Raw genomic sequence first — 23,831 nt, 5'->3', positions numbered from 1 at the left:
CAAGCCGGATTGCGGAACGTGACAGCTCATTCGGACTCCTCCCAACTCCAGTCGGGATGCCGCGCGCGGATGGATGCAACCACGTGCTCCGGTGGCTCATGGCTCTGCGCGGGATAGGTCCCGAACACCTCGAGTGTCACCGTGTCCCTCGCCGCATGGAACCACTTGCCGCAGCCATGGGCATGCCGCCAACGCTCGAAATGCAGACCGCGCGGGTTCTTTCGGGAAAACAGGTATCCGTGGAACGCCTCATCCGACGCGCCCGGACCATGGCGCGTCAGATGCGCTTCGCCGCCGGGGGCCAGTTCGGTTTCATCGGCTTTGACACCGCAATAGGGACAGGTGAGGGTCAGCATCGTCTCATCCTCTTGCTGGCAGGCTGGCGACAATACCCAGCGAACATACGGTCAGGCAACGGGGAGCGTCCGCGCCAGAACCAACATCACGGCAGACACCTACGCCGCCCAAATACGCACTCTTGGCATGCACCATGGTCCCGACCGTGTGCATGGCACTCGCTCTCCCCCGGCGGGCCAAGAACTTTGCAAAGTTCTTGGCAAATTTCTTGCAAGAAATTTGCATCAGTGCGCCACTCCGGCGGCAACGCTTTCATCGATGAATCGGCCTTCCCGAAAGCGATTCAGCGAAAACGCCTCGGTCAGCGGCGAATGCCCGCGAGCCATCAGCTCCGCCATGCCCCAACCCGAACCCGGGATCGCCTTGAATCCACCGGTGCCCCAGCCACAGTTGATAAAACATCCCTCCAGGGGTGTGCTTGACAGGATCGGCGAACGGTCCCCCGTCATGTCAACGATCCCACCCCATTGGCGCAGCATCTTCAGGCGCGAGATCATCGGGAAGGTCTCAACCAGCGCCCGCACCGTTTCTTCGATATGATGAAAACTGCCCCGCTGGGTATAATTATTAAACCCGTCGGCCCCGCCCCCGATCACCATCTCGCCCTTGTCGGACTGGCTCATATAGCCATGCACCGTATTGGCCATCACCACCACGTCCATGCAGGGCTTGATCGGCTCGGACACCAGCGCCTGCAGGGCCACCGACTCGATCGGCAGCCGGAACCCGGCCATGTCGGCAAGCACACCGGAATGCCCGGCCACCACGATGCCCAGCTTGCGGCAATCGATCGACCCCCTGGTCGTCTCGACCCCGGCGACCTTGCCGTCTTTCTGACGGATGCCGGTGACCTCGCATTTCTGGATGATATCCATCCCCATGTCCGAACAGGCCCGCGCATAGCCCCAGGCCACCGCGTCATGGCGGGCGGTGCCGCCCCGCTCCTGCCAGAGGCCGCCCAGCACCGGATAACGTGGCCCGTCGAGATTGATGATCGGCACCAGGTCCTTGACCCGCTTGGGGCTGATGAACCGGGTTTTCACCCCCTGGAGCGCATTCGCCTCGGCGGTGCGCAAATAGCCGCGCACCTCGTGATGGGTTTGCGCCAGCATGAGCACGCCGCGGGGCGAGAACATCACGTTGTAGTTCAGCTCCTGGCTCAGGTTTTCATACAGGCCGCGCGCCTTTTCGTAGATCGCCGCCGACGGGTCCTGCAGATAATTCGACCGGATGATGGTGGTGTTGCGCCCGGTATTGCCGCCGCCAAGCCAGCCCTTTTCCAGGATCGCAACGTTGGTGATGCCGAAATTCTTGCCAAGGTAATAGGCCGTCGCCAACCCATGCCCCCCCGCCCCGACAATGATCACGTCATATTGCCGGCGCGGTTCAGCGGCCCGCCAGGCCCGATCCCACCCGCTATGGTTGCGCAGTGCCTCACGTGCAATTGCAAAGGCGGAATATCGTTTCATCGGGACCTCCGGAGCGCGCGGCAAACAGGGATTCGAACGGTTACCATCATACTAGTGCTTCTGCGGGAGGAGACAAAAGAGAGGACATTTGCGGGCGGCATTTTCCGACCAAATTGCGACATAGGTCGAATTTGCCGCGTCCGAACTGCGGCTTGCCCCGCTTTGTCCCCTTTTTTCCCGGCCGCCGGAAAGCTACATGAAAGAGCAGAACAGGAGGCCAAATGACGTTCTGGATCATCACATCTGCCCTGGCTCTCGTCATCGCGGCGACGCTGGCCCTGGTGCTGCTGCGCGCGCGGCAAACCGCCGGCCCCGCCGCCGCCTTTGACATGCAGGTCTACCGGGACCAGCTCAGGGATGTGGAACGTGACCTTGAGCGCGGCGTGATCGACTCTGCCGACGCCAAGCGGGTGCGCACCGAAATCTCCCGCCGCATCCTCGCCGCCGACAGCCAGATCCAGGCCTCTCGTGCCGGGGCCGGGCAATCCGCGCCCATCTCGCTGGCGATGGCCGTGCTGATGGGCGTCACGCTGATCGCTGGGTCACTGACCCTCTACCGCTCGCTGGGTGCGCCGGGATATGGCGATCTCGGGCTGGAACGGCGGATAGAGCTGGCCGAAACCATGCGCAAATCGCGCCCTGGCCAGGCCGAAGCCGAAGCCAGCCTCGACACCCCGGCCCCGCCCGCCGGGATCAGCCCGGAATATGCCACTCTCGTGGAGCGTCTGCGCGAAACGGTCAGCGAACGGCCCGACGATCTGCAAGGCCATGTGCTGCTTGCGCACAACGAAGCCGCGATAGGCAATTTCAAGGCCGCCGCCGCCGCCCAATCGGATGTGCTGCGCCTCATGGGCGATGCGGCCACATCCGGAGACATCGCCGAATACGCTTCGCTCATGGTGATGGCCGCGGGGGGCTATGTGTCCCCGGAGGCGGAGGCGGTTCTGGAGCGGGTTCTGTCCCAGGACCCCGACAATGGCACCGCGCGGTACTATTCCGGCCTCATGATGGCCCAGACCGGCCGACCCGACCTGGCTTTTCGCATCTGGAACGCGCTGTTGCGCGACAGCCCGCCCGATGCCCCCTGGATCCGCCCGATCCGGGCCCAGATCGAGGACATGGCACGGCGCGCGGGCGTCGAATTCATGCTGCCTTCGCTGCCCGGCCCCAGTGCCGCAGACATGGCCGCCGCCAGCGACATGAGCCAGGAAGACCGCACCGCGATGATCCGTGGCATGGTTCAGGGCCTGTCCGACCGTCTCGCCACCGAGGGGGGCACGCCACCGGAATGGGCACGGTTGATCGGGGCATTGGGTGTTCTCGGCGAAACCGATCAGGCCGCCGCCATCTATGCAAATGCCCAAGACGTCTTTGCCGGGGATGACTCGGCGCTGACCCTGATCCGGCAGGCCGCGACCCAGGCGGGGGTAGGCGAATGATCTGCGACGACTTTGGCGATTTCGCCGCCGCCTGCCCGCCGATGCGGGCGCTGATCGGGCTGGATCTCGGCGACAAGACCATCGGCGTCGCCCTGTCCGACCGGCTGGGCGCGACGGCGACCCCGGTCGAAACCATCAAGCGGCGCAAGTTCACGCTGGACGCGGAACGGCTGATGCAGATCATCGACGACCGCGAGGTGGGGGCCATCCTGCTCGGATTACCCCGCAACATGGACGGCAGCGAGGGGCCGCGCTGTCAATCGACCCGCGCCTTTGCCCGCAATCTTGGCCGCCTGACCGAACTGCCCATCGGGTTCTGGGACGAACGGCTGAGCACCGTGGCCGCGGAACGCGCGCTGCTCGAGGCGGATACGTCACGCAAACGTCGCGCCGAGGTGATCGATCACGTGGCGGCCAGCTATATCCTGCAAGGGGCGCTGGACCGGATGCGCCATATCAGGAACGAGGCCATGGGATGAGCGAGGACATCTGGAAACGGGACGAGGTCGAGTCGCCCTGCGTGCAGATTTGTGTCGTGCACCCCAAGGAGCGCCTCTGCGTCGGCTGCCTGCGCAGCATTGATGAAATCGCCCGCTGGTCACGGATGAGCGCGCAGGAACGCGCCGCGATCATCGACGAATTGCCTGCCCGGGCCCCGCGCCTGCAAAAGCGGCGCGGCGGGCGTGGCCGGCGCAATCAGGGCTGAGCCCCGAGCCATTGCGCGATGCCACCCGGCATCTCGGGCCGGAAATAGGCGATCATCCGCCCCTCGGGATCGGCTCGTGCCCCATCGTCCCATGGCGCGACCCCGTGCAGGGCCATGCGATGCAACAGCACCGCCTCGCCCGGCTGCACCGGCAGCGCCACGCGACGGCAGCGTTCAAACACCCGTTTTCGCGCGGCAACATAGATGTCGGTCACATCGATATCTGCACAGGCTTCGGGCGTTTGATCGGCAAAAACTCCGGTGAACGCGGCGCGCATGATATGGTGGCTGCCCTCCCATACGACCAACGGCGAAGCCTTGGGCGCGGCCCGGCTCAACGGCAGGCCAAGGATGAACCCGTGTGGCTCGCACAGATATCTTCGGCGGGGCTCTCCAATCGCGCGCAACCCGTCCACATGCGCGGCATCGCGCACCTGCCGATACCGCGCGGCCGGCTCGCTCTCTCCCCGGCGCGGGCGCGGATAGCCGGGATAGGTCACAGACACCTGTGCCGGATGAAGCGGCGGCAATGCCCCGTAGCAGCGCTCGATGAACCTGACTGCCGCGCCCGCAAGCGGCGGCGAACCGGCGACCCTGCCCCGGGGATCATTGGGCAACACGTCGACCCCGACGAACCATGTGCCGTCACAGTCCAGCCACCGTGCATGGGCCGGATCCGCAACTGCCGCGCGGGCGGCGGGACGCGCATGCACCCCCCAGTGCAACAGCGACGGATCGGGCGCAAACACCAGCCAGCCGTTTCGCTCGAATGCCAGCAGCTGTGCGTCATCGGGGCCCATGGGTTAGCCCGCCTGGCTGACCTGCCCGGGCGCCACCTGCGCCAGGGCCGCAAGCAACAGGTCCGGCCCCGCCCCGGGCCGATGCGCCCCCTCTGACAGCATCCGGCGCCAGGCCCGCGCCCCGGGGCGGCCGCTGAACAGCCCGAGCATGTGGCGACTGACCTGATGCAACTTGCCGCCCTGTACCAGATGCGCGTCGATATAGGGGATCATGCGCCGCACCACATCCGCCGGATCGCTGCGCGACCCGGTGCCAAATATCACCGGATCCGCATCGGCAAGAACCGACGCCGGATCATGGTAGGCCGCGCGCCCGATCATCACCCCATCCAGCCCCGCATCCAGCAAGCCACGCGCCTGCTCCAGAGTGGTGATCCCGCCATTGATCGAGATATGCATATCGGGAAACGCCCGCTTCATCCCAAGCACCAGATCGTAATCCAGTGGCGGGATGTCGCGGTTTTCCTTCGGGCTGAGCCCCTGCAGCCACGCCTTGCGCGCATGGATCGTGACCCGGCCACAGCCGGCGCCGCGAATATGCTCCAGAAACGCCGGCAGAGCCTCTTCAGGCACCTGCTCATCCACCCCGATCCGGCATTTCACCGTGACCTCGACATCAACGGCCTCGCGCATCGCGGCAACGCATTCCGCCACCAGGCCGGGCTGCAACATCAGAACCGCCCCGAACGCGCCCGACTGCACCCTGTCGGACGGGCAACCCACATTGAGGTTGATCTCGTCATACCCCGCCTGCGCCCCAAGCCGGGCGGCCTCGGCCAACTCACGCGGTTCGGACCCACCCAGCTGCAACGCCACCGGATGCTCCTGCGGGCTATGCGCCAATAAATGCAAAGCCCCGCCCCGCACCAACGCCGGAGCCGTGACCATCTCGGTATAAAGCAAAGCCTCACGGCTAAGCAGCCGGTGAAAGTACCGGCAATGGCGGTCTGTCCAATCCATCATAGGGGCACAGGATAGTCTAGCGTGTTGATTTATCTGCATTTTTTGTGTATCTTCAAACTGTTGGCGGCGGATGCTGCTACGCTGCAATACGCCCCAATATCCCCGAATTTGCCCCTCTACGACGACTCATTGCACACACAGCGCACACGAAAATGGCCTCCATCACCAAGCTCCCCTCCGGTGCCTACCGGGTCCAGATCAGACGAAAGGGCCGCTACGCGAGCGAGACGTTCCTCCGCCGCGACGACGCCCATCGCTGGGCCCGCCAGGCGGAGACCCGGGTCGATCAAGGGCTGGCGCCGAACAAGTCGTCCGTTTCCCGCCTCCAGACCTTTGGCGACCTCATCGATCTCCATATAGCCGATATGTGCGAGGTAGGGAAACCGCCGCGTCGCAGCAAGGCCGCCACGCTCACCACGTTGAAGCGCGATCTTGGGAAGGAGAAGATCGGACACCTCGACCGGCAAAAGCTGATCGACTACGGCAAGATGCGCGCCGAACAAGGTGCGGGCCCGGTCACTCTCGGGATCGACATCGGCGTGATCAAGATGATCATCACCCACGCGGCAGCCGTGCACGGGCTCGATATCTCTACGGAACCGGTTGATCTGGCGCGCGTCGCGCTCAAGCGTCTCGGCCTGATCGGCAAGGGCACCGAGCGGGATCGTCGCCCCACCACGTACGAGTTGAACCGCCTCTTCCGCTGCTTCGATGACAATGATCGCCTCACCCTGCCGATGACACGCATCGTGAAATTCGCGGTGGCCACTGCCATGCGGCTGGACGAGATCTGCCGGGTCGAATGGAACGATCTCGATGTCGACCGCCGGATGCTGATGATCCGCGACAGGAAGGACCCGCGCAACAAGACTGGGAACGACCAGCGGATCCCACTCTTCGCCGCCACGGGGTTCGATGCATGGGCGTTGGTCACCGAACAGGCCAAGGAACTCGGGCACGCAAGAGGCCGGATCTTTCCCTACAACTCGAGATCGGTCGGAACGGCCTTCCGGCGCGCCTGCGTCGAGGTCAGCGTGAAGGACCTGCATTTCCACGATTTGCGCCATGAGGGCACAAGCCGCCTGTTCGAGGCCGGATTCGCGATCGAACAGGTCTCACTGGTCACCGGCCATAAGGATTGGAAAATGCTGCGCCGCTACACGCATATCCGCCCGGAAACGCTGCACCGGCTTGCCGCGTCGCGTGCCCCTTCGCCACTCACGACCCGCGCAGCCGAGTGATCCGAGAGGTAGAGGGGTGCCGTCCCGGCCTGTGACGGGTTTAGAGGTCGAGAGAGAGGCTTTCGGCCGCCCGTCGCGGGAGAAAACCCATGAATACCGAGATTATCGATGCCGGGCGTGATATCAGCGGCGGCTACAAGGTGGATGTATCGCGCGGCACGAACGTGGACCGCGTATCTTCGGAGTGGTTCTCGCGGCCGGATGACGAGCGGTATCTGTCGCTCGACGATCTCTTTGCGTCCGTCAAAGGCCGGGCGGAGCGCAGCCGGACGCGCACGGTGGAGAGTGCGGCGATCCGGGTCGAGGCGCATCGCGACAACCCGGAGAAGCTGGGCCTCGTCCTGCCGGGTGCGGATGAACCCATCGCACCGACGCATTGGTCCTTCGGCCAACTCTCGAGCCTCGTTGGCGCGCCCGCGGCCTATCTGCGCCAGCTGCCCGCGCCGCTGGCGGGGATCAACCTGCAGTACGGGCTGACCAATCACCGTGCCGAGCAGATCAAGACCATGGAGGTCGCAAACGGACGCACGGAACTGCGGGCCGTGACCGGCCCCGACTACGGCCGCATCTACGACCATGAACTGGTCTCCGCCGTGCAGCGCATCGCTGGCAACGGCACCGGCGACACGCGCTGGAAGGTGCCGGGCGTGCTCGACTGGTCGACGGGCATCTATAACCCGCGCGTGGACGTGACGAAGGAGACGACGACGCTCTACGCCTCTGACCGCGACGTGTTTCTGTTCCTCGTCGATGACCTGAACCCCATCGAGGCGGGGCTGCTGCCCGACGGCTCGCCCGACCTCTATTTTCGGGGATTTTACTGCTGGAATTCCGAGGTCGGCGCCAAGACACTTGGCATCGCCAGCTTCTACCTGCGCGCGGTCTGCCAGAACCGCAACCTCTGGGGCGTCGAGGACTTCCAGGAGATCACGATCCGGCACTCGAAATACGCCGCCTCGCGCTTCGCCCACGAGGCCGCCCCGGCGCTCAACCGCTTTGGCGAGTCCTCGCCCGCACCCTTCATCGACGGCATCCGCGCTTCGCGAGAGAAGATCGTCGCACGGTCGGACGAGGACCGTCAGGACTTCCTCCGGAAGCGCGGGTTCTCGAAGGCGGAGACGGGGCGGATCGTCGAGACGGTAATGGCCGAGGAAGGCCGCCCGCCCGAGAGCGTCTTCGACTTCGTGCAGGGGATCACCGCGGTGGCTCGGTCGAAGCCGCAGCAGGATGCGCGGTTGGTTATGGAGGGGAAAGCGAAGGTATTGTTGGAGAAGGTATAAGTGCTTTTAATATCTACGCTTTTCAAAACTTTATCGAGATAATCTCAAACACTGAATGAAGATGTCGAGGGGCGCTATAGCCCCTCGACAGTAAACTCGGGCGCACCTTGCCAGACCAGCTTCCAGCTCGCGCCCGGGCGGACATTCTGGATGATGCCAGGATCGAAAGCGACGAAGCATCGCCCGCCCGGGTGACGCATGGATGGGTAAATCAGGCCACGATGCCCCTCTGCCCTCAAGTCGGCAGCGAGACGCTGGCCGACCGGATAGCCCCGCTCGGGGACCGGATCGAGCGCGGGATGCGCTTCCCCGTGCAGATCCGGGAAATCCCCGATGAAATCCGCCAGCAGTTCGACGTAGCGCGCCTCGTCCTCGTAGCGGCCGATGAAGCCCAATTCACGGGTCCGGTGAAACCCAACCTCCTGCGCGCTCGTCAATATGTCCCAAGCGCAATACCACGCGCCGCGGTCACCAGTATTGAAGCGGTTGCCCGAGGGTCTCGTGTACGTGAAGGCCGCGTTGATATGGCTCTGTCCATAGAGGGTCAGGTCATGAGACCGCCGCGCGAAAGCGAGTTCGCGGCGGTCGAGCGCGGGGCTGCCCTGCGCTTCGGCGATCAGGCGGGCGCTGGTCTCGCCTTCGATCTCGGCGAGAATCGCGGCCTCCTCGTCACTGTCGACCAGCCCCCGCAGCACTGGGGGCTTGTGATGGGTCTCGGAGATCAGCCGGACAAGGGCGCGATCGTTGACCGACGTGATCCTCAAACCCCGCCCCGCAGCGCATCGACATAGCCCCGCACGCGCAAAATCTTGGGCAATCCCCCTTCGATCATCGCGTCAACGGGTCGCGCGCCGTCGAACTCCGGACCCCGGTTTGGCAGCTTCGCCCAGTCCCGCGAGATCGGCTCGTTGAAATAGAGTTCGAGCGACTTGTAGAGGCCGATCAGCGCGCTCAATCGTAGCATCTGGTCCCGCGTCAAATCCCCCGCAAAATCGGGCTTCTTCGCCCGCTTCCAGGTCGACTCCGACATGTCCGCCAGTTCCGCAGCTTCCCGCAGGGTGAGCGACCAGGCGTCCGCGATCCGAGCGAAGGCCTTGAGAGCAACACCCTGCCGGTCCGGTGCAGGGCGCTCCAGAACTACGTTTTCCATGTGTTGGCGCTCCTTCCTAGCTTGACTGACAATATAAGTCCATATGGATTGCGTTGCAAGTCCACATGACCCGACTGGTGCTCCAAGAGTAAGAGGGGTGCCGGGTTTTCCGTGACGGGCTTGGAGGTCGGGAGAGAGGCTCCCGGCTGGCCCGTCGCGGAGATATCCCGATGACCAAGCAAGCGAAAATCACCCTCAGCGCCTCGCGCGACATCCCCTTCAACAAGCTGATGCTCAGCCAGTCGAACGTGCGCCACGTCAAGGCGGGCGTGTCGATCGAGGAGCTGGCCGAGGACATCGCGCGGCGGACGCTCTTGAGCTCCATCACCGTGCGGCCCGTGTTGGATGAGAGCGGCACCGAGACCGGCATGTACACGATCCCCGCGGGCGGGCGGCGGTTCCGGGCGCTCGAACTGCTCGTGAAACAGAAGCGCATGAACAAGACCGCGCTGATCCCCTGCATCGTGCGCACAGATGGGCTCGCCGAGGAAGACAGCCTCGCCGAGAACGTCCAGCGCGCGCCGTTGCACCCGCTCGACCAGTTCCGCGCCTTCAAGGCGATGCGCGAGAAAGGCCGCACCGAGGAGGAGATTGCAGCGGCCTTCTTCGTCTCGGCCAGCGTGGTCAAGCAGCGGCTGAAGCTCGCCGCGGTCGCGCCGTCACTGCTCGACGCCTATGCCGAGGAGGAGATGACGCTCGACCAGCTCATGGCCTTCACGGTGGGTCCCGATCACGCGCGGCAGGAGCAGGTCTGGGAGGCGCTGCAGCGGCACTATTCGCGGCAGCCCTACGAGATCCGCCGCATGCTGACCGAGGGTGCGGTGCGCGCCTCGGACAAGCGGGCGCAGTTCGTCGGGCTCGGCGATTACGTCGAGGCCGGGGGCGAGATCCTGCGCGACCTGTTCCAGCAGGACGACGGCGGCTGGCTGCAGGATGCCGCTCTGCTCGACGTCATGGTGCGCGAGAAACTGGCCGAAGAGGCCGAAGCGATCCGTGCCGAGGGCTGGAAATGGGTCGAGGTCGATACCGAGTTCCCCTATGGCCACACCTTCGGAATGCGCCGGGTCCATGGCGAGGCGGTGCCGATGAGCGACGAGGAAACTGCCAGCTATCAGGCGCTGAAGGCCGAACACGACGCGCTCGAGGCCGAGCATGCGGAGGCCGACGAGTTGCCCGACGACGTTGATACCCGGCTGGGCGAGATCGAGGAGGCGATGGAGGCACTCGAGGCGCGCCCGATCCGGTTCGAGACGGAAGACCTCGCGCTGGCCGGAGCCTTCGTCAGCATCGACAGCTCCGGGCGGCTGCGCGTCGAACGCGGCTACGTGCGGCCCGAGGATGAGCCGGTCGAGGAGGTGGAGGACACCGGCGAGGTCGCACCGCAAGAGGCGCCGGACCAGGACACCGAAGGCACCGTCGCGTCTATTGCGGACGAGGAGGAAGATGACGACGGTCTCAAGCCGCTCTCCGACCGCCTCGTCATGGAACTAACGGCCCATCGCACGCTGGCGCTGCGCAATTCGCTGGCCCAGGATCCGCAGGTCGCTTTCCTCGCGGCCCTCCACGCGTTGGTCTTGCGGCTTTTCTACCGCTACGCCGTCGACAGCTGCGTCGAGATCGAACCGCGCAACGCCGCCTTCGGATCGCAGGTGCCGGGCCTTGGCGATACGGCCTATGCGCAGGCCATCGACCAGCGCCATGAGACCTGGGCGCGGAACCTGCCGAAAGCGCCCGAGGAGCTCTGGGAGGCGTTGATCGAGTTCGACAGCTGCAGCCGCGAGGCGCTCTTCGCCCATTGCGTGGCGATGAGCGTGAATGCCGTCCACGACCCCTACCAGCGTCGCCCGCGCGCCATCGCGCATGCCGATGTGCTGGCCGGGACCGTCAGGCTCGACATGGCCAAGGCGGGCTGGACGGCCACGGGTGACAGCTACCTCGGTCGGGTCACCAAGGCGCGCATCCTCGAGGCCGTGCGCGAGGCGAAGGGCGAGGACGCCGCTGACCGGATCGCCGGGTTGAAGAAGGCCGAGATGGTGACCGCCGCGGAGGACTTCCTCGTCGGCACCGGCTGGCTGCCCGAACCGTTGCGCACGCCACCGCTGCCGGAGCAGGACGCGCCTGAGATCGAGTTGATCGACGACTCTGACACCGCCGACGGAGGACCTTCGGACGACGATCCCGATACCGGCGAAGCGCAAACGGCGGAAAGCGGCGGCGAACCGGCTATCGAAGACTCCGAGCCTTTGAGCGAAGATGATCCCGTCGCCGGTGACGCCTTCGCCCGAACTGCCGCCGAGTGACCTTCGAGCAGGTCGGAGCGCCTTCCCCCCGAGTTCCGGCAGCCGGGGTCCGCCAGAAATGGCGGGCCCCTTTTTCTATCCACGACAGGAGGCACAGAGCATGCACAGCCCCGCCGCCGACATCGCCCGCCGCCTTGCCCAGGATGCCGAGGCCGTCTGCCGACAGTACCTTTCAAACGGACGCAAGCAAGGCCGCTACTGGATCGTAGGCGACGTGCAGAACACGCCGGGCCGCAGTCTTTACGTTCGGCTATCGGGCCCGACCTCCGGACCCGGCGCGGCTGGCAAGTGGACTGATTCCGCAACCGGGCAGCACGGTGACCTGCTGGATCTGGTCGCCCTCAACATGGGTATCGTCACCCTGAAGGACACGCTTGAGGAGGCCCGCAGGTTTCTCAGCCTGCCGACGGACCTGCACCGCGCCGCCAAACCGCCAGCCTCTCGCGGCTCACCCAAGGCCGCGCGGCGGCTCTGGGCCATGGGCCAGCCGATTTCCGGCACCTTGGCAGAACGCTATCTCGCAAGGCGCGGCCTCACCGGGCTGGGCCAACTCGACAGTCTTCGGTTTCATCCGAACTGCTTCTACTGGCGCGAGGATCACGCACTGCCAGACCCGCCGGAGACTTGGCCTGCCCTGCTCGCCAAGGTGACGGACCTCAATGAACGGCTCACCGGCCTGCACCGAACCTGGCTTGACCCCGCCACTGCGGACAAGGCCCCGGTCAGTCCTCCGCGCAAGGCGATGGGCAATCTCCTCGGCCATGGTGTTCGCATCGGCAAACCGGTCAGCGTACTGGCCGCAGGCGAAGGACTGGAGACCATGCTCTCCCTGCATTTGGCCCTTCCGAAGCTTCCTGTCGTGGCGGCTTTGTCCGCCAACCATCTCGCAGCCCTGCAGCTGCCCGCCAATCTTCGCCGCCTCTACATCGCCGTCGATGCTGATCCGGCAGGCCTGTCCGCCGCAGGCCAACTCGCGCATCGGGCCATTGAAGCCGGGATCGACGCCGTCCACCTTTCCCCCCATCTCGGCGATTTCAATGACGATCTACGGGCCAATGGCTGCGACGAGTTGCGCGCGCATCTGCGTCCGCAACTGGCGCCCGAGGATGCCGTGATCTTCCTCGACCACGCCATCGATTGATCGGGATCGGCGCAGCCGACCTGCGCCTCCGCGATCAGAGCCACGCCTTCCGGCCTTCCGAGAGCGGGCAAAACGGAGCAGAGCCCGGACGCGCCCGCAACGGCCATGGCCGTCCTCCGCTGCGCTCCGGTTCCACCCCATCGCGCGAGCGCGACGGGGACCCCTGAGAATGCAGACCCGCCCGGCCCCCGCTTTTCCGTCGCCCGGGAAGGCCGCGAGAGGCGCGGTCTTCGACAACCGGAGACGACATCATGCCCGAGACCCACCTTCAAACCCGATCCTCCACCGCCGTCGTACTCGAGGAACTGCAAATCTACGGCTGGCGTCCCTTCACCGACGAACCCGATCCCCGCCCCTTGCCGGAACCTGACGCCATTCGCACCGCCGTCGCCGACATTTTCGACGCGCTCGTCTCGACGCTGTCCGACACGCGGCTGGAGCCTGACCTCGAAGATCTGCTGTGGTCCACCACGAACCTCTTCCACCGCATGGCGAGCCGAACCGGCCGCGAACTCGACAGCAACGAACAGGCGCAGAAACGTGCGCAGCGCGAGCAAGACGGATCCGAGGTCCGGTCCGTCGAACTCGAGACCCTGATCGCGGAGGGCCTCACGCTGATCGAACGGCGCAATGCCTTTGAGGCCATGCGCGACCTCGCCGCCGAGGGCTTCGAGGCCCATCTCGGCCAGACCTGGCACCCGCGCACGGGCAGCCACGTGAACCGGCGTACCTTAACCGCGTCCCTGATCGACAGCCGCGATCATCTCACTGCGAAGCGCCGGGCCGATCTGGAACCGCTCCTGCCCCAAGGCACAAAAATCGCCTTCACCGGCGGACTCGACTGCAACGATCACACGGCCATCTGGGCGACCCTCGACCGCGTCCACGCGAAACACGCCGACATGGTGCTGCTGCACGGCGGCGCACCACGCGGGGCCGAACGCATCGCTGCAGCCTGGGCCGACAACCGCAGCGTGACACAGATCGTCTTCAAGCCCGACTGGACGCGGAACGGCAAATCGGCCCCCTTCAAGCGCAACGACCAGTTGCTCGACACGCTGCCCATCGGCCTCATCGTCTTCCCGGGCTCGGGCATCACCGAAAATCTCGCCGACAAGGCCCGCGCGATGGGCATTCCCCTCTTCGACTTCCGGCCGAAAGCCGCCCCACCGGCATGACCGGATTTCCGCCGACGCCCGCCCCGGGCCCTCCCGGGGTGGGCCGTTTTCTGCTATGATCTGCCCGTGCCAATGGAGGAGGTGGCGGCACGATCCTTGTTCTCGAAAGGAGTGCCTTATGCCTGTATCCACCCTCTTCACGCTGTTCGGCCTCGGTGCCCTCTGCTGGATCCTGTTCAATCTGGCTGTATACGCCCTGCCCTTCGCCATCGGGCTGACATCCGGCATGTACCTGTATGAGACCGGCCAAGGCGTCTTCCTGTCGATCATTGCGGGCCTGTTCATCGGCGGTTTCATCGCCGCTCTTGGGGAATTCGCCTTCGATCACATCCGCTCCGTCCCTCTCAAACTCGGCATCGGCCTGATCTATGCGGTCCCCGCCGGGATCGCCGGGTTTCATGCGGCGAAGGGGTTCGCCGAGTTCGGCAGCGCCGGCTCCGTCACCATCACCATCCTGTCCTTGCTGGGCGCGGTAGCCGCCGGAGGCACAGCTTGGGCGCGGGTCTCAGGCTGGCCAGAGACGAACAGGTTCACATCATAGCATCTGGTAACCTCAGCAAAAATCCAATTTGCAGTAGCGGTCAAAACCGCCTTGGCGAGCCTACTATCGCTAGCTAAACTAAAGCATGCTTGTGGAGCCAGGCGATAATGTGGGATGCCGCCAAGTCCTTTTTTGAGAACGCCGCTGAAATCATCAGCGCAGCTTCCCAATCGCCTTTGGGCATCGCAGCACTTATAATTATTATTATTTCAATAATTTCTGTAATTTTCTTTTGGAAGGAACATCCTTACTATCGGGTATTTGCATTCGTTTGTCTTCTAGCTGGCGCGGCCGGAATCTTTCTTTCATCTAACACACCATCCCCCGACCCTAGTGACGATCCCATTGCTCCGTCGAGACACGACGTATCATTGATGAATATTTCTCTGGGCCAATCTGACCCAGCAGATATTGCAGCCGCTCTCGGTACTGAAGAAAGTAACTTTAGAGTCCGTGAACTTAATCTAACCGAAGCCGGTATTTCCGGTCGATTTCAAAGTTACTTTGGTTACAAATCTATTAATGATTTGCCCGGGAGAGTTGCAGTCCACGTGTACGCGCGCGACGGAAAGGCTTTCGCAGTCTCCCTTTGGTTCGACACATCCGATACTGGCGTCGAGAGTTCTGGAAGATATTGCAACGCATATCGCACGCACTTTGAAAATTGGTATCTCTCCAGAACTGGCAAAGCGCTTCCAAAGTTTCACAGAATAGAGACGGAGCCGGAAGAACGAGAGGTCCGAGATAACGGCGGGGTGAGGGGCACGCGATTTTCGGACTTATCAATCTGGGATATCTCGGATTCTTTCTCAAACGGCTACTACGCTTCTCTAAGAGTTATTTCTCTATACACCCTTTTGGAGTCGGTCCCGCTCAAAGACTGGCTGGACGACCAAAGCATTAGGAATATCGGCCAGAACTATTACGGCTGCAAAGTAAATTTTGTTTTAGCACTTCGACGTTAGTTGCGTTCTCACCTAGAAATCAGCTTTGAAGCGAAAACAATCGTTGTCGCGTTGTTACACACGATCCTGCGGTACTTTCTACACGTAGATGCACTGTTTCCGCCTGTACGCCGCAACCTGTTTTTGCACGACGTCCGCTGCCGGGGTCTTGCGCGGTCCAAAGGTAGCCTGTCATCCCGTCTTCCATGGCATGACGCCACGCGTCCCTTGCGGGCCTCTCAGCGGCTGATCTGACCGGGATCGGCTGACGCCTTGACCGCCTTGGCCGCAACGGCCTGTCCGGACTTTCTTCCCCTGGCGCCCCCGAAAAGTCTCGGGTCCGCCATTCCTCGCGGAACAAGAAAGACCGGCCTTTCCGTCCTCCGCTGGCGCTTCGGGCCACAGTGGCTGCGTCGGCGGATCGCCCCGGTCCTGACGATCGCCATCGAGGCCGCGATGGGCGCGGGCTCGGACAAGCCAAAAGGAGACATGACATGGCCACCATCGGAACCTTCAAGAAGACCGGCAGCGAATACGTCGGCGAAATCGTCACCCTCAGCGTTCAGGCGAAAGCCGTCCGCATCGTCCCCGAGGACAGCACCCCGAACGACAACGCCCCCTCCCACCGCGTCTTCGTCGGCCGCGCTGAGATCGGCGCCGCCTGGTCCAAGCGCTCGACCGAGGGCCGCGACTACCTGAGCCTCAAGCTCGACGACCCGAGCTTCACCCAGCCGATCTACGCCAACCTCTTCGACGACACGGTGATCGAAGGCGGCGAAGAGACCTTCAGCCTCATCTGGTCGCGCCCCAACACCCGCCGCAACGGCGACTGACAGCAAACCGCCCCTCCCGGGATCACCGGGCGGGGTATTTTTCTGGAACTGACTATAGATGGTCGACGGCTTTCGGAAAACGTACGACGCCGAAAATCGACCCAGAGCGATCGTTCATGGCAGTATTCAATGCTGCAACGCAGCCTCACCATACGGACGATTCACAAACCGTCACGGCTTGCCTATTAAGACATGAGGCCAGTGTTCCGCGACCAGCGCTTTGGTGACTTGCTCGCCTCGGCGGACTAGCCGGTCAATCCACTCCTGGGACATCCCCGAAAAGTCGGTCGGATAATTGTATGCCTCTTCTCGGGTCACGAGGTCATCCGGCGGGCACTTGAGGCGGCTATCGGCCTGACCCAGATACGGCATCAGAACGCCCTTCAATTTCCCGAGACTCAGAAGGTCAAACAGACGCTGTGTGGCCGCATTCTGCGCTCTATCATGTACGCAGTAGAAAACGCTCTTCATGCGCGCCGGAAGGAACTGAGTGGGCTGGTCGAACCGAAGCCCATATCCGGCCTTGCAGCAAATAATCGTATCGATGTCGGTTACATTCAAGCTAACTTTGGGATCACGATCCGGCCACAGCGGTGCCAGACCCAGATTGTCGTAGACGCCGCCATCGGTCAGATTCACACGCTCCTCGCGCCGGGTTCCGTCTTTCTTGTTGAAGGGTAGAACTTCGTCCAGCGCAGGCAGAAGCGCCGGATAAGCAGCCGAGGCGGTGACAGCATGAGCCAGGGTAATATTCCGGTCCGCCAGTTCACCGTAGCGCCAGGAGCCGGATTGCTTCTGCGTGAAGTAGAACGCGGAGCCTGTTCGCAAGTCGGAGGCGTTGACGACCAGCAAGGGACCGTCCGCAGGCAGGTCGCGCAACAGCGTTCCGCCAAAGAGCGTGTCGTCAAACACGCGCTCCAGGAGCGTGGTGCGGCTGGCAAAACGACGAAAGGGAGAATGCAACTTTTCGACGCGCCATTTCGCGCGCTGGTCGGGCGGGATCAGGAGCAGTAGCCACTGCGCGACGAACGCTATCAGGCTGATGATGATGTTTGTCGGTATAAGGACCGCAGCACAGAAAAAGGCGCGCAGGCCCTCGGTCGTGGTAAAGACCTTGCCGATTGCGGGCCGCACGAAGCCCGAGGTGAGATGATTGCGGACGCGCTCTTCAAAAGCCGGAAACGGATCGGTGTTGGCGGCGAATAGTGCGCCGATCACGCTGCCGCCAGAGACCGTGGAGATGACTTTCACGCGTTCAAGAATACCGAGCTCATCAAGAGCCCGGAGGCACCCAAGATGAAAAGCAATGGCACGGGAACCGCCGCCGGATAGGGCAAGGCCGATTTTCTCTTCCGCCATCAGCCCGTCGCCTCCCGCGATGCATCCGGCTCTTCTCCGCCTTCGACCGATTCCGCGTAGCGATTAGCCAGCATGATTCCGATTTCTCCTTCCCCGGCGATCAGCATCAGGGCGGGCAAAGTATCAATGTCGAAGACCGTGGAAAGCCAGTCGATCTGGACGAGGTCAGTCGCACTCGGACGCGCAGCCGCGCGCGGCGGATGAGAGTGCCACTCGCCGATGTAGCGAACCTGGCCGCGCGTCCGTTCAAATACACCATCAAGGTGCTCACGGACGCCCTCGGTGCCGCGAGTAAATCCGCCGGGGCTCTCCACGCTATCGGGCGGCGCGGGCGCGGCATCAACGATGTGTATCGTCTGCGCGGGGATATCGACGACGCCGGTCAGGACCCCTCCGGTTTCGTTCGGAAGGCGCGGATCTCGCATGGCGCGAACCCGTTCGATTAGCCCCGCGTCCACGACCACAGACCAGTCGTCGGCGGCAAAGCTGACGACTGGATCGGCGGGATAATCATAAGTGTCTACGTCGCCGTCACCCTTTAACGACCAGACCTTTGTGACAGCATCGTTCTGATCGGCTGCGCGGCCCAGAGCGCCCGCGATCAGCCCACTGAGAGCCATGACGTTGGACTCAGGCATACGGTTCGTGATGGCGCGGCACGCGCCCGTATAAGCGTAGCTGCCTCCGGCATCGGCGAGAAGACTTGCAAGGGGCGCCTCTCTGCCGACCAGCCCGAAAAACTGTGCTTCGAGATCACGGAGTGAAAGTGAACGATCCGCCGGTTCGGCCAAAAGGATGCCGGCGTTGCCGACCGGATTGAAAAAGGCGCTGACGCGCCGGGCCTCGGACGGGTGGTCGGATAGAAAGCGACCGGCCAGAACGGACGCTGTCGCATCTATGATCAGGTCTGCTTCATTGAGGGCGCGGTCGATCTCTTCGCGGTGGCCGTCATCGACCAGCACATTGGCAGTGATGGGGCGCCCGACAGGTTCGGTGCTGTCCAGCGTCTCAGACACAGCAGTAGCGACGAGCACGGCCTTTTCGTTGGTGACATTTCCGCGGCGGCCAATATGCCGCGCGAGATTGTGCGGTAACAGGCGATCATCATCGATGACCGTCCACTCAAACCGGCCTTCGCGGGAAAGGCACTCGGCCAGGTGTGAGCCGATAGTGCCCCCGCCGACCAAAACCACCTTGCGTGTATCGGGCGTGTCGCGCCCGGATAGTTGCGTAGCGAGATCGCGGTCGAATTCGTAATGAATCTCGGCTGACTGGGCGGGGATTGCGCGCACGGCCTCCGCATCGGGTGCGGATGGGGCCAGCCGTTTCACGAAGCCGACCTTACTGCCTTCACCCGGCGTCGCGGGCTCGGCAATACCCAGCGCGACCGCGATATCGCCGACCGACTTGTCCGTGACGAAGGCCCGCAAATCCGTGCCGTTTTGGACAGCGCCATCGGGCGCAATGATCGGCATCTCGACGACGACGACAAAGAGGCTATTGATCCGCCATGCGGGAGGCGGGGTCTCACCGAGCCAGCCTGAAAACTTTTCGCGCAAGTCGGCAAGGAGATCGATGCCACGACGCGCCAGCATATCAGCCAGACTACCAAGGTTTTCCGGTGCGAACGTCAGGCGCTGCATTTCCTCTGCGGCGACGCGATACGCGGCAAGACAAATAGGTCCCCGCGATCCGATGGAATCCCTCACATCCTTGAACTCATGAACGCGAAGTGTCAGGTCGTTTTTGAGCACGGCGACGAGGTCGGTATCGCCCGCCCTTTCGAGAATTCGTCGAGAGAGGATGAAGCTGAGATGGCTGCCGATCATGAGAGGATCGAGCGGTTGACGGGCGTCGTGAAGCTCGCCCCGTATCGCCCTGTCGAACCATGACAGGATACGATGGCCCAGCTCGGCAGGCGTCCAGGTTAGGCGCGCTTCCACCCATATCCGATCATCGATACAGATCGCGCGGGGGGCGCCCTCAGCGGTTAGCTGTTGGTGAAAAGTGTCGGGGAAATCGTCACGCAGCACGTAGACCAGCGGCATTCCGTCTTGCGGCGCGAACCGTATCGCCAGCCGCTCGGTGCGCTTGATCGGATAGAAGGGTTTCTGCGGACGTCCCGTCCGAAAATCCACTATGACCAGTTCGCCGAGCTCACCGCGCCGCGTCTCGACCACCGTCATCAGTTCAGAAGCATGGCGTTCGGCGAACGTCACGAGGGCCGTAGCCGCCGGAGATTCCAGATCACCGGCGGCAATCACTTCGAACCCGGAAAGCCACGCCTCGATGTCCATCAGCCTGCCTTCGGTGTCGAAGCCGCGGCGGAGCTACTGACCATGGGCGCGGCGACATCAAGGGCGATGCCGAGCGCCGTCACGTTGTAGGCGAAGGGTTTGGGATTGGTCTGGCTGGGGTGTTCCATCGTCACCCTGAATTCGCCATCATCAGCATTCGTGATGCGGCGGTGGTAATTCGCTGCCTGGCGATGCGGGGGCTGGACACCCTGATCCGCTTCCGAGCCCTTAGTGGGTATCGGGTTGGAAGGCGAAACGATGACGGCGCCTGCTTCACGCTGATCTTCGAACAGCCACTTCACGTCCGGTACGGGCTTTGTTTCCTCGGCACCGCGATCCGGCGCGAGCGCAAGATACGAGCAGTGATGGGGCAGCTTCATGATGTCCCAGAGCAGGCGGTCCTCGTTCCCGTGATGGCGGGTAACCTGGACGATCTCGGAAATGGTCTCGTAGTTGACATCCGAGGCCAGAAACAAACGGGATTCCTGCCCGCCTTCGACAAATGTCGCGTGCAGAACGATCGAGTCCTCGTTGCGCTCGATGACCGTGTTCTCGTTCTGCCGCCAACCGAACGGGCAGTGGACGAAAAACTCGACCTGTTCCGGTCCGGTCTTGTCGTAGCCGGGAACGGTCCGGCCCGCATCGACAATCAGGTGCTTGCGCGACTCGAAATCGATGCCTTCGTCCTGCATCCATTTTTTCAAGCGTTCGGGGCGGGAAAAGACCCGGATGCCCTTGCCGTCACGGAGCCTGTGCCGCGCCTCCGAACGCACGATCCGCGCGTCGTCAGTCAGGCCATCTTCAAGGATGGCTGCCGCGGGCACCCAGAGTTCATTGATCTTGATCCGGCCTTCCCCCTGATACTTCCCTGCATGCCGGAGCCAGAAGAAGTCTCCGAACCCTTTGCAGTGGTCAGTATCGGTGTGGGTGATGCACACCACATCGTAGTGGTCGCGCCCCGCGCGTTTCAGATCGCGGCGCAGCTCTTCCGGCAGATCGCAGCGCTTGTCCCCGATCTCACCGTTCCGCATCGCGGCGCAGTCGACGAGGACCTTCTGGCCGTCGGCGAGGTCGATCCGCAGTGTGTCGGCATTGCCGAGGGGATAAAAATTCAGCTTGGCAGCCATGACCGCCTCCTTTCAGCTTGACGTGATTCCTGCATATGAATAAAGTTAATATACGCATCGTGTTTTGATGTCAATATAGTTACTATACGTATGTGTGCAGGGAGGGAAGAGAATGGGCGAACCGGCACAGGGCTTAAGGTGGGGCGTGGAGCGACGGCTCGAATTCATCGAGTTTCGCTTGTACTGGGAAGGGGGAATAAACCGCGGGGAACTCACGAGTTTCTTTGGAGTTTCAGTCCCGCAAGCCTCGAAAGACCTGAGCCAGTATCAGGAAATCGCTCCTGGCAACATGGAGTACGACAAGAGCGAGAAGCGGTACTTCACCTCAGCTGGATTCAAGCCCCGCCTGATCGACCCGGACTCCGATCAGTACCTGTCACAGCTCAGGGCGGTGGCCGATGATGGCATGCGTCCAGAAGGCATATGGCTTTCGAACATGCCGGAGGCGGATCTCATGCCGATCCCGCACCGCCGCGTTGAACCGAGCGTCCTGCGCTCCATCCTCGCCGCCATTCGCGAAGGCAAGGCAACAGAGATCGTCTACCAGTCGATGAACCCTAAGCGTCCCGACCCAGAGACACGTGGTATCAGTCCTCATGCCTTCGGTCACGACGGCTTTCGCTGGCACGTCCGGGCCTTCTGCCATATCGACAAGAAGTTTAAAGATTTTCTGTTGTCGCGCTGCCTGCAATGCAAAGTCACAGGCTTAGCCGAAGCGACGCCGGATGATGACCGGCTTTGGCAGGAATTCATCGATCTACGGCTCAAGCCAAACCCAAAACTTTCGAAGGCACAGCAGCGCGTGATCGCTTCGGATTACCATATGGAAGACAACGAACTGAGGCTAAGTGTGCGAAAAGCCCTTCTCTACTACTTCAATAAACGTCTCCGACTGGATGTTGCCGAGGCGCTTGATCGACCACAAGAGGCGCCGATTGTTGTGGCTAACAAGGCTGCCTTTGAGAAGGCACTAAATTGTGCTCCATCCTGAGGCGTTGGCCCACCGTCCGCGCCAAAACATGATCGATGAGCTGCGCGAACTCTTTGCCTTTGCCCATTATGAAGAGACCATAAAGAGATGTGTGCAAACTGCGAAAATCTACTCCGCTGAAGTTAGCGATTGCGAGCTGCAGGTACCGCGAATGTAGACTTTCCGCCGAGACATACTGTCACTCAGACTTGGCAAGTAGCTGCGCTGGCTCGACACCCAATGCGTTCGCGACCTTCTGCAGAGTCACTATGGTAACGTTCTGCTCTTCCCTCTCCATCGCGCTGACATGCGCACGGTCGACGTCCATAGCCGCCGCTAAAGCGCCCTGCGTCAGCCCGCAGGCTTGGCGGTAATGCTTGAGATTCCTTGCGAAAACAACGCGGATGTCCATCCGCGAGTAAAGAACCTATCGCGTATTTTGGTGCGACGTATTATAATACTCATCTGCAGTTTGACTGACCGTGATCCGAGCTTGCACATGCAATCTGATGTGCTGTTATGGTCCTTAACGCCCAACGGCGAGGGGGAATCATGTCTGCCACCGGCACCACGCCGATCGCTGATCTCGCACCACAAAGCGATGAACTGACCGACTACGACCACGCGCATATGACGCTGTACTTGCGCCTGTTTGATGCCGCTGAAAGCGGTGCCAGCCTGCAGGAAGTCAGTGAGGTTCTTTTCGGGATAGATGCCGGCGAAGAACCAGAGCGTGCCAAAAAGATGTACGACAGCCACCTCGCCCGCGCCCGCTGGATGACGGAGCACGGCTATCGCAAGCTACTCGAGGGCCGAACTGGCTGAACTTCGCCCGATCCGTCCGACATCGGCAAACACCCGCGCAGGTTGCGAAGGGCAACCTTTCTTGCCGTCGTTTTGACGCGTCACCAGGCTATACTCAACGCCCATCGAAACAGCTGACGCGGAGCTTCGCCATGACCAAAGATTGGCAGGACGAAGCGGCTTACAAGCATTTCGACAGTCTAACCCTGTCCGGGCTGGCCTGGGAATGCTTGCGCCGCAATTCCGACTATCGCGCCAATTACCCGCAAATGCGGGATGGATTGAAATCACCGGCCGCATGGGGGTTGCGATTTCCCGGTTGATCCGGACATCGACGCGCCCAATGCACCCGTGTTCTGGAAGCCATCAATCGCCCCGGCAGCGGTCGGGTATGCTGTGCCGGTCCCCGGCGGCGACACAACGGCGACACGTATCGATACAGATGATCTGACGGTCATCGGAACGCAGAACGGTTTGATGTATGTGCGCCTGGAAACCGGCGCATTGCTTGTGCTGGATGCCAAAAGCATCCAACGCCCGATTGGGATTCTTGTGCCGCTGGACGAACATTGGGCGGCACGTGTCGACATACTCACAGCGCTCCGCGCGCAACTGTTGTACCGCAAACGATCCCCTTCGCCCCTGACGTCGCAGCAGCGACGGCGCATCCAGCTTGCACTGCGCACGCTCGACGCGCGCCGGGACCGTGCCAGCTACCAGACGATCGCGCGGCAGTTGTTCGGCGCGGAGGCTGTTTCTCACGAGCATTGGAAAACCAGCTCCCTTAAGGCCCAGATCATCCGACTGTCAGCCCATGGAACGCATCTGACCACTAAAGGCTACCGCTTTCTCCTTCTCGGCAAGGGACCAACAGGGCGCTCCAAGCCGCGCAAGTGATCACCGCGCGATCTCCAAAAATCGAACCCTCATCA

The 23,831-nt window shown here is 62.6% G+C and carries 25 protein-coding genes; 15 read left to right on the top strand and 10 right to left on the bottom strand.

Features of this window, described 5'->3' with window-relative positions; genetic code table 11:
- Positions 1–26 precede the first annotated feature (26 nt).
- Both ACP15R_RS10830 and ACP15R_RS10825 read right to left on the bottom strand, forming a co-directional pair.
- Positions 27–356 (bottom strand): sarcosine oxidase subunit delta, encoded by a 330-nt coding sequence (locus ACP15R_RS10830; RefSeq protein WP_424986420.1) that lies wholly within the window; start codon positions 354–356, stop codon positions 27–29.
- A 225-nt stretch (positions 357–581) separates the two neighbouring features.
- Positions 582–1,826, bottom strand: coding sequence for a sarcosine oxidase subunit beta family protein (locus tag ACP15R_RS10825; RefSeq protein ID WP_424986419.1), 1,245 nt, complete (start codon positions 1,824–1,826; stop codon positions 582–584).
- 221 nt (positions 1,827–2,047) lie between these two features.
- On the opposite strand from ACP15R_RS10825, the gene ccmI reads away from it, so the two are divergent.
- Genes ccmI through ACP15R_RS10810 form a run of 3 tightly spaced genes read left to right on the top strand, consistent with a single transcriptional unit; the run spans position 2,048 to position 3,971 of the window.
- On the top strand, positions 2,048–3,265 hold the full coding sequence (gene ccmI / locus ACP15R_RS10820; protein WP_424986418.1) for a c-type cytochrome biogenesis protein CcmI: 1,218 nt from the start codon (positions 2,048–2,050) through the stop codon (positions 3,263–3,265).
- Positions 3,262–3,744 (top strand): Holliday junction resolvase RuvX, encoded by a 483-nt coding sequence (gene ruvX / locus ACP15R_RS10815; RefSeq protein ID WP_424986417.1) that lies wholly within the window; start codon positions 3,262–3,264, stop codon positions 3,742–3,744. The genes ccmI and ruvX overlap by 4 nt, the downstream gene beginning before the upstream one ends.
- The gene (locus tag ACP15R_RS10810) at positions 3,741–3,971 is read left to right on the top strand and encodes a DUF1289 domain-containing protein (protein WP_424986416.1); all 231 of its coding nucleotides are present in this window, start codon (positions 3,741–3,743) and stop codon (positions 3,969–3,971) included. The genes ruvX and ACP15R_RS10810 overlap by 4 nt, the downstream gene beginning before the upstream one ends.
- Here the strand turns inward: ACP15R_RS10810 and ACP15R_RS10805 are convergent.
- Together ACP15R_RS10805 and dusA are read right to left on the bottom strand one after the other, a co-directional pair.
- On the bottom strand, positions 3,962–4,771 hold the full coding sequence (locus ACP15R_RS10805) for a hypothetical protein (RefSeq protein WP_424986415.1): 810 nt from the start codon (positions 4,769–4,771) through the stop codon (positions 3,962–3,964). The genes ACP15R_RS10810 and ACP15R_RS10805 overlap by 10 nt on opposite strands.
- A 3-nt stretch (positions 4,772–4,774) precedes the next feature.
- Complete coding sequence (gene dusA, locus ACP15R_RS10800) at positions 4,775–5,773, bottom strand: tRNA dihydrouridine(20/20a) synthase DusA (protein ID WP_424986414.1); 999 nt, start codon at positions 5,771–5,773, stop codon at positions 4,775–4,777.
- A gap of 113 nt (positions 5,774–5,886) precedes the next feature.
- Between dusA and ACP15R_RS10795 the strand changes: the two genes are divergently transcribed.
- Positions 5,887–6,975 carry a site-specific integrase gene (locus ACP15R_RS10795; RefSeq protein WP_424986413.1) on the top strand — a complete coding sequence of 363 codons (1,089 nt, stop codon included), beginning with the start codon at positions 5,887–5,889 and terminating at the stop codon, positions 6,973–6,975.
- An 89-nt stretch (positions 6,976–7,064) separates the two neighbouring features.
- Positions 7,065–8,255, top strand: coding sequence for a DUF932 domain-containing protein (locus ACP15R_RS10790; RefSeq protein ID WP_424986412.1), 1,191 nt, complete (start codon positions 7,065–7,067; stop codon positions 8,253–8,255).
- A gap of 74 nt (positions 8,256–8,329) precedes the next feature.
- Here the strand turns inward: ACP15R_RS10790 and ACP15R_RS10785 are convergent, their stop codons facing one another.
- Together ACP15R_RS10785 and ACP15R_RS10780 are read right to left on the bottom strand one after the other, a co-directional pair.
- Entirely contained in the window at positions 8,330–9,019 is a 690-nt protein-coding gene (locus tag ACP15R_RS10785; protein WP_424986411.1) for an RES family NAD+ phosphorylase, read from the bottom strand.
- On the bottom strand, positions 9,016–9,405 hold the full coding sequence (locus tag ACP15R_RS10780; protein WP_424986410.1) for an antitoxin Xre-like helix-turn-helix domain-containing protein: 390 nt from the start codon (positions 9,403–9,405) through the stop codon (positions 9,016–9,018). Before ACP15R_RS10780 ends, ACP15R_RS10785 begins: the two co-directional genes overlap by 4 nt.
- Before the next feature lie 170 nt (positions 9,406–9,575).
- Here ACP15R_RS10780 and ACP15R_RS10775 point away from each other — a divergent pair, with 170 nt between their 5' ends.
- The 6 genes from ACP15R_RS10775 (at position 9,576) to ACP15R_RS10750 (ending at position 16,342) form a co-directional block, all read left to right on the top strand.
- Complete coding sequence (locus tag ACP15R_RS10775) at positions 9,576–11,705, top strand: ParB/RepB/Spo0J family partition protein (RefSeq protein WP_424986409.1); 2,130 nt, start codon at positions 9,576–9,578, stop codon at positions 11,703–11,705.
- 100 nt (positions 11,706–11,805) lie between these two features.
- On the top strand, positions 11,806–12,846 hold the full coding sequence (locus ACP15R_RS10770; RefSeq protein WP_424986408.1) for a DUF7146 domain-containing protein: 1,041 nt from the start codon (positions 11,806–11,808) through the stop codon (positions 12,844–12,846).
- Positions 12,847–13,097: 251 nt separating this feature from the next.
- Entirely contained in the window at positions 13,098–14,024 is a 927-nt protein-coding gene (locus ACP15R_RS10765) for a DUF2493 domain-containing protein (RefSeq protein ID WP_424986407.1), read from the top strand.
- Positions 14,025–14,142: 118 nt separating this feature from the next.
- Positions 14,143–14,565 carry a hypothetical protein gene (locus ACP15R_RS10760; RefSeq protein ID WP_424986406.1) on the top strand — a complete coding sequence of 141 codons (423 nt, stop codon included), beginning with the start codon at positions 14,143–14,145 and terminating at the stop codon, positions 14,563–14,565.
- 107 nt (positions 14,566–14,672) lie between these two features.
- The gene (locus tag ACP15R_RS10755; protein ID WP_424986405.1) at positions 14,673–15,530 is read left to right on the top strand and encodes a hypothetical protein; all 858 of its coding nucleotides are present in this window, start codon (positions 14,673–14,675) and stop codon (positions 15,528–15,530) included.
- A 473-nt stretch (positions 15,531–16,003) separates the two neighbouring features.
- Positions 16,004–16,342 carry a DUF736 domain-containing protein gene (locus tag ACP15R_RS10750; RefSeq protein ID WP_021100681.1) on the top strand — a complete coding sequence of 113 codons (339 nt, stop codon included), beginning with the start codon at positions 16,004–16,006 and terminating at the stop codon, positions 16,340–16,342.
- A 171-nt stretch (positions 16,343–16,513) separates the two neighbouring features.
- Here ACP15R_RS10750 and ACP15R_RS10745 read toward each other — a convergent pair whose 3' ends face one another.
- The 3 genes from ACP15R_RS10745 to ACP15R_RS10735 are packed head-to-tail and all read right to left on the bottom strand — an operon-like array spanning position 16,514 to position 21,125.
- Positions 16,514–17,701 (bottom strand): patatin-like phospholipase family protein, encoded by a 1,188-nt coding sequence (locus ACP15R_RS10745; protein WP_424986404.1) that lies wholly within the window; start codon positions 17,699–17,701, stop codon positions 16,514–16,516.
- Positions 17,701–19,998: a ThiF family adenylyltransferase gene (locus ACP15R_RS10740; RefSeq protein ID WP_424986403.1), complete on the bottom strand. Its 2,298-nt coding sequence runs from the start codon at positions 19,996–19,998 to the stop codon at positions 17,701–17,703. The genes ACP15R_RS10745 and ACP15R_RS10740 overlap by 1 nt, the downstream gene beginning before the upstream one ends.
- Entirely contained in the window at positions 19,998–21,125 is a 1,128-nt protein-coding gene (locus ACP15R_RS10735) for a hypothetical protein (RefSeq protein WP_424986402.1), read from the bottom strand. The genes ACP15R_RS10740 and ACP15R_RS10735 overlap by 1 nt, the downstream gene beginning before the upstream one ends.
- A gap of 112 nt (positions 21,126–21,237) precedes the next feature.
- On the opposite strand from ACP15R_RS10735, the gene ACP15R_RS10730 reads away from it, so the two are divergent.
- Entirely contained in the window at positions 21,238–22,116 is an 879-nt protein-coding gene (locus ACP15R_RS10730) for a helix-turn-helix transcriptional regulator (protein ID WP_424986401.1), read from the top strand.
- Positions 22,117–22,294: 178 nt separating this feature from the next.
- Here the strand turns inward: ACP15R_RS10730 and ACP15R_RS10725 are convergent, their stop codons facing one another.
- Entirely contained in the window at positions 22,295–22,507 is a 213-nt protein-coding gene (locus tag ACP15R_RS10725; RefSeq protein WP_424986400.1) for a helix-turn-helix domain-containing protein, read from the bottom strand.
- Between the two features lie 140 nt (positions 22,508–22,647).
- Between ACP15R_RS10725 and ACP15R_RS10720 the strand changes: the two genes are divergently transcribed.
- From ACP15R_RS10720 to ACP15R_RS10710, 3 genes are all read left to right on the top strand, one after another.
- Complete coding sequence (locus ACP15R_RS10720; RefSeq protein ID WP_203198786.1) at positions 22,648–22,920, top strand: DNA -binding domain-containing protein; 273 nt, start codon at positions 22,648–22,650, stop codon at positions 22,918–22,920.
- A gap of 131 nt (positions 22,921–23,051) precedes the next feature.
- The gene (locus tag ACP15R_RS10715) at positions 23,052–23,222 is read left to right on the top strand and encodes a transcriptional regulator domain-containing protein (RefSeq protein ID WP_203198785.1); all 171 of its coding nucleotides are present in this window, start codon (positions 23,052–23,054) and stop codon (positions 23,220–23,222) included.
- 28 nt (positions 23,223–23,250) lie between these two features.
- The gene (locus tag ACP15R_RS10710; protein WP_203198784.1) at positions 23,251–23,796 is read left to right on the top strand and encodes a DUF2285 domain-containing protein; all 546 of its coding nucleotides are present in this window, start codon (positions 23,251–23,253) and stop codon (positions 23,794–23,796) included.
- Positions 23,797–23,831: the final 35 nt, after the last annotated feature.

This window comes from Microbulbifer sp. S227A (genome assembly GCF_049800935.1).
This window is presented reverse-complemented; position numbering and strand designations above follow the sequence as displayed.

What these genes read in the sequence shown, in the direction of transcription:
- ACP15R_RS10830 (WP_424986420.1), bottom strand. Translation starts at nt 356, where the DNA reads ATGCTGACCCTCACCTGTCCCTATTGCGGTGTCAAAGCCGATGAAACC.
- ACP15R_RS10825 (WP_424986419.1), bottom strand. Translation starts at nt 1,826, where the DNA reads ATGAAACGATATTCCGCCTTTGCAATTGCACGTGAGGCACTGCGCAAC.
- ccmI (WP_424986418.1), top strand. Translation starts at nt 2,048, where the DNA reads ATGACGTTCTGGATCATCACATCTGCCCTGGCTCTCGTCATCGCGGCG.
- ruvX (WP_424986417.1), top strand. Translation starts at nt 3,262, where the DNA reads ATGATCTGCGACGACTTTGGCGATTTCGCCGCCGCCTGCCCGCCGATG.
- ACP15R_RS10810 (WP_424986416.1), top strand. Translation starts at nt 3,741, where the DNA reads ATGAGCGAGGACATCTGGAAACGGGACGAGGTCGAGTCGCCCTGCGTG.
- ACP15R_RS10805 (WP_424986415.1), bottom strand. Translation starts at nt 4,771, where the DNA reads ATGGGCCCCGATGACGCACAGCTGCTGGCATTCGAGCGAAACGGCTGG.
- dusA (WP_424986414.1), bottom strand. Translation starts at nt 5,773, where the DNA reads ATGCAGATAAATCAACACGCTAGACTATCCTGTGCCCCTATGATGGAT.
- ACP15R_RS10795 (WP_424986413.1), top strand. Translation starts at nt 5,887, where the DNA reads ATGGCCTCCATCACCAAGCTCCCCTCCGGTGCCTACCGGGTCCAGATC.
- ACP15R_RS10790 (WP_424986412.1), top strand. Translation starts at nt 7,065, where the DNA reads ATGAATACCGAGATTATCGATGCCGGGCGTGATATCAGCGGCGGCTAC.
- ACP15R_RS10780 (WP_424986410.1), bottom strand. Translation starts at nt 9,405, where the DNA reads ATGGAAAACGTAGTTCTGGAGCGCCCTGCACCGGACCGGCAGGGTGTT.
- ACP15R_RS10775 (WP_424986409.1), top strand. Translation starts at nt 9,576, where the DNA reads ATGACCAAGCAAGCGAAAATCACCCTCAGCGCCTCGCGCGACATCCCC.
- ACP15R_RS10770 (WP_424986408.1), top strand. Translation starts at nt 11,806, where the DNA reads ATGCACAGCCCCGCCGCCGACATCGCCCGCCGCCTTGCCCAGGATGCC.
- ACP15R_RS10765 (WP_424986407.1), top strand. Translation starts at nt 13,098, where the DNA reads ATGCCCGAGACCCACCTTCAAACCCGATCCTCCACCGCCGTCGTACTC.
- ACP15R_RS10760 (WP_424986406.1), top strand. Translation starts at nt 14,143, where the DNA reads ATGCCTGTATCCACCCTCTTCACGCTGTTCGGCCTCGGTGCCCTCTGC.
- ACP15R_RS10755 (WP_424986405.1), top strand. Translation starts at nt 14,673, where the DNA reads ATGTGGGATGCCGCCAAGTCCTTTTTTGAGAACGCCGCTGAAATCATC.
- ACP15R_RS10750 (WP_021100681.1), top strand. Translation starts at nt 16,004, where the DNA reads ATGGCCACCATCGGAACCTTCAAGAAGACCGGCAGCGAATACGTCGGC.
- ACP15R_RS10745 (WP_424986404.1), bottom strand. Translation starts at nt 17,701, where the DNA reads ATGGCGGAAGAGAAAATCGGCCTTGCCCTATCCGGCGGCGGTTCCCGT.
- ACP15R_RS10740 (WP_424986403.1), bottom strand. Translation starts at nt 19,998, where the DNA reads ATGGACATCGAGGCGTGGCTTTCCGGGTTCGAAGTGATTGCCGCCGGT.
- ACP15R_RS10735 (WP_424986402.1), bottom strand. Translation starts at nt 21,125, where the DNA reads ATGGCTGCCAAGCTGAATTTTTATCCCCTCGGCAATGCCGACACACTG.
- ACP15R_RS10730 (WP_424986401.1), top strand. Translation starts at nt 21,238, where the DNA reads ATGGGCGAACCGGCACAGGGCTTAAGGTGGGGCGTGGAGCGACGGCTC.
- ACP15R_RS10725 (WP_424986400.1), bottom strand. Translation starts at nt 22,507, where the DNA reads ATGGACATCCGCGTTGTTTTCGCAAGGAATCTCAAGCATTACCGCCAA.
- ACP15R_RS10720 (WP_203198786.1), top strand. Translation starts at nt 22,648, where the DNA reads ATGTCTGCCACCGGCACCACGCCGATCGCTGATCTCGCACCACAAAGC.
- ACP15R_RS10715 (WP_203198785.1), top strand. Translation starts at nt 23,052, where the DNA reads ATGACCAAAGATTGGCAGGACGAAGCGGCTTACAAGCATTTCGACAGT.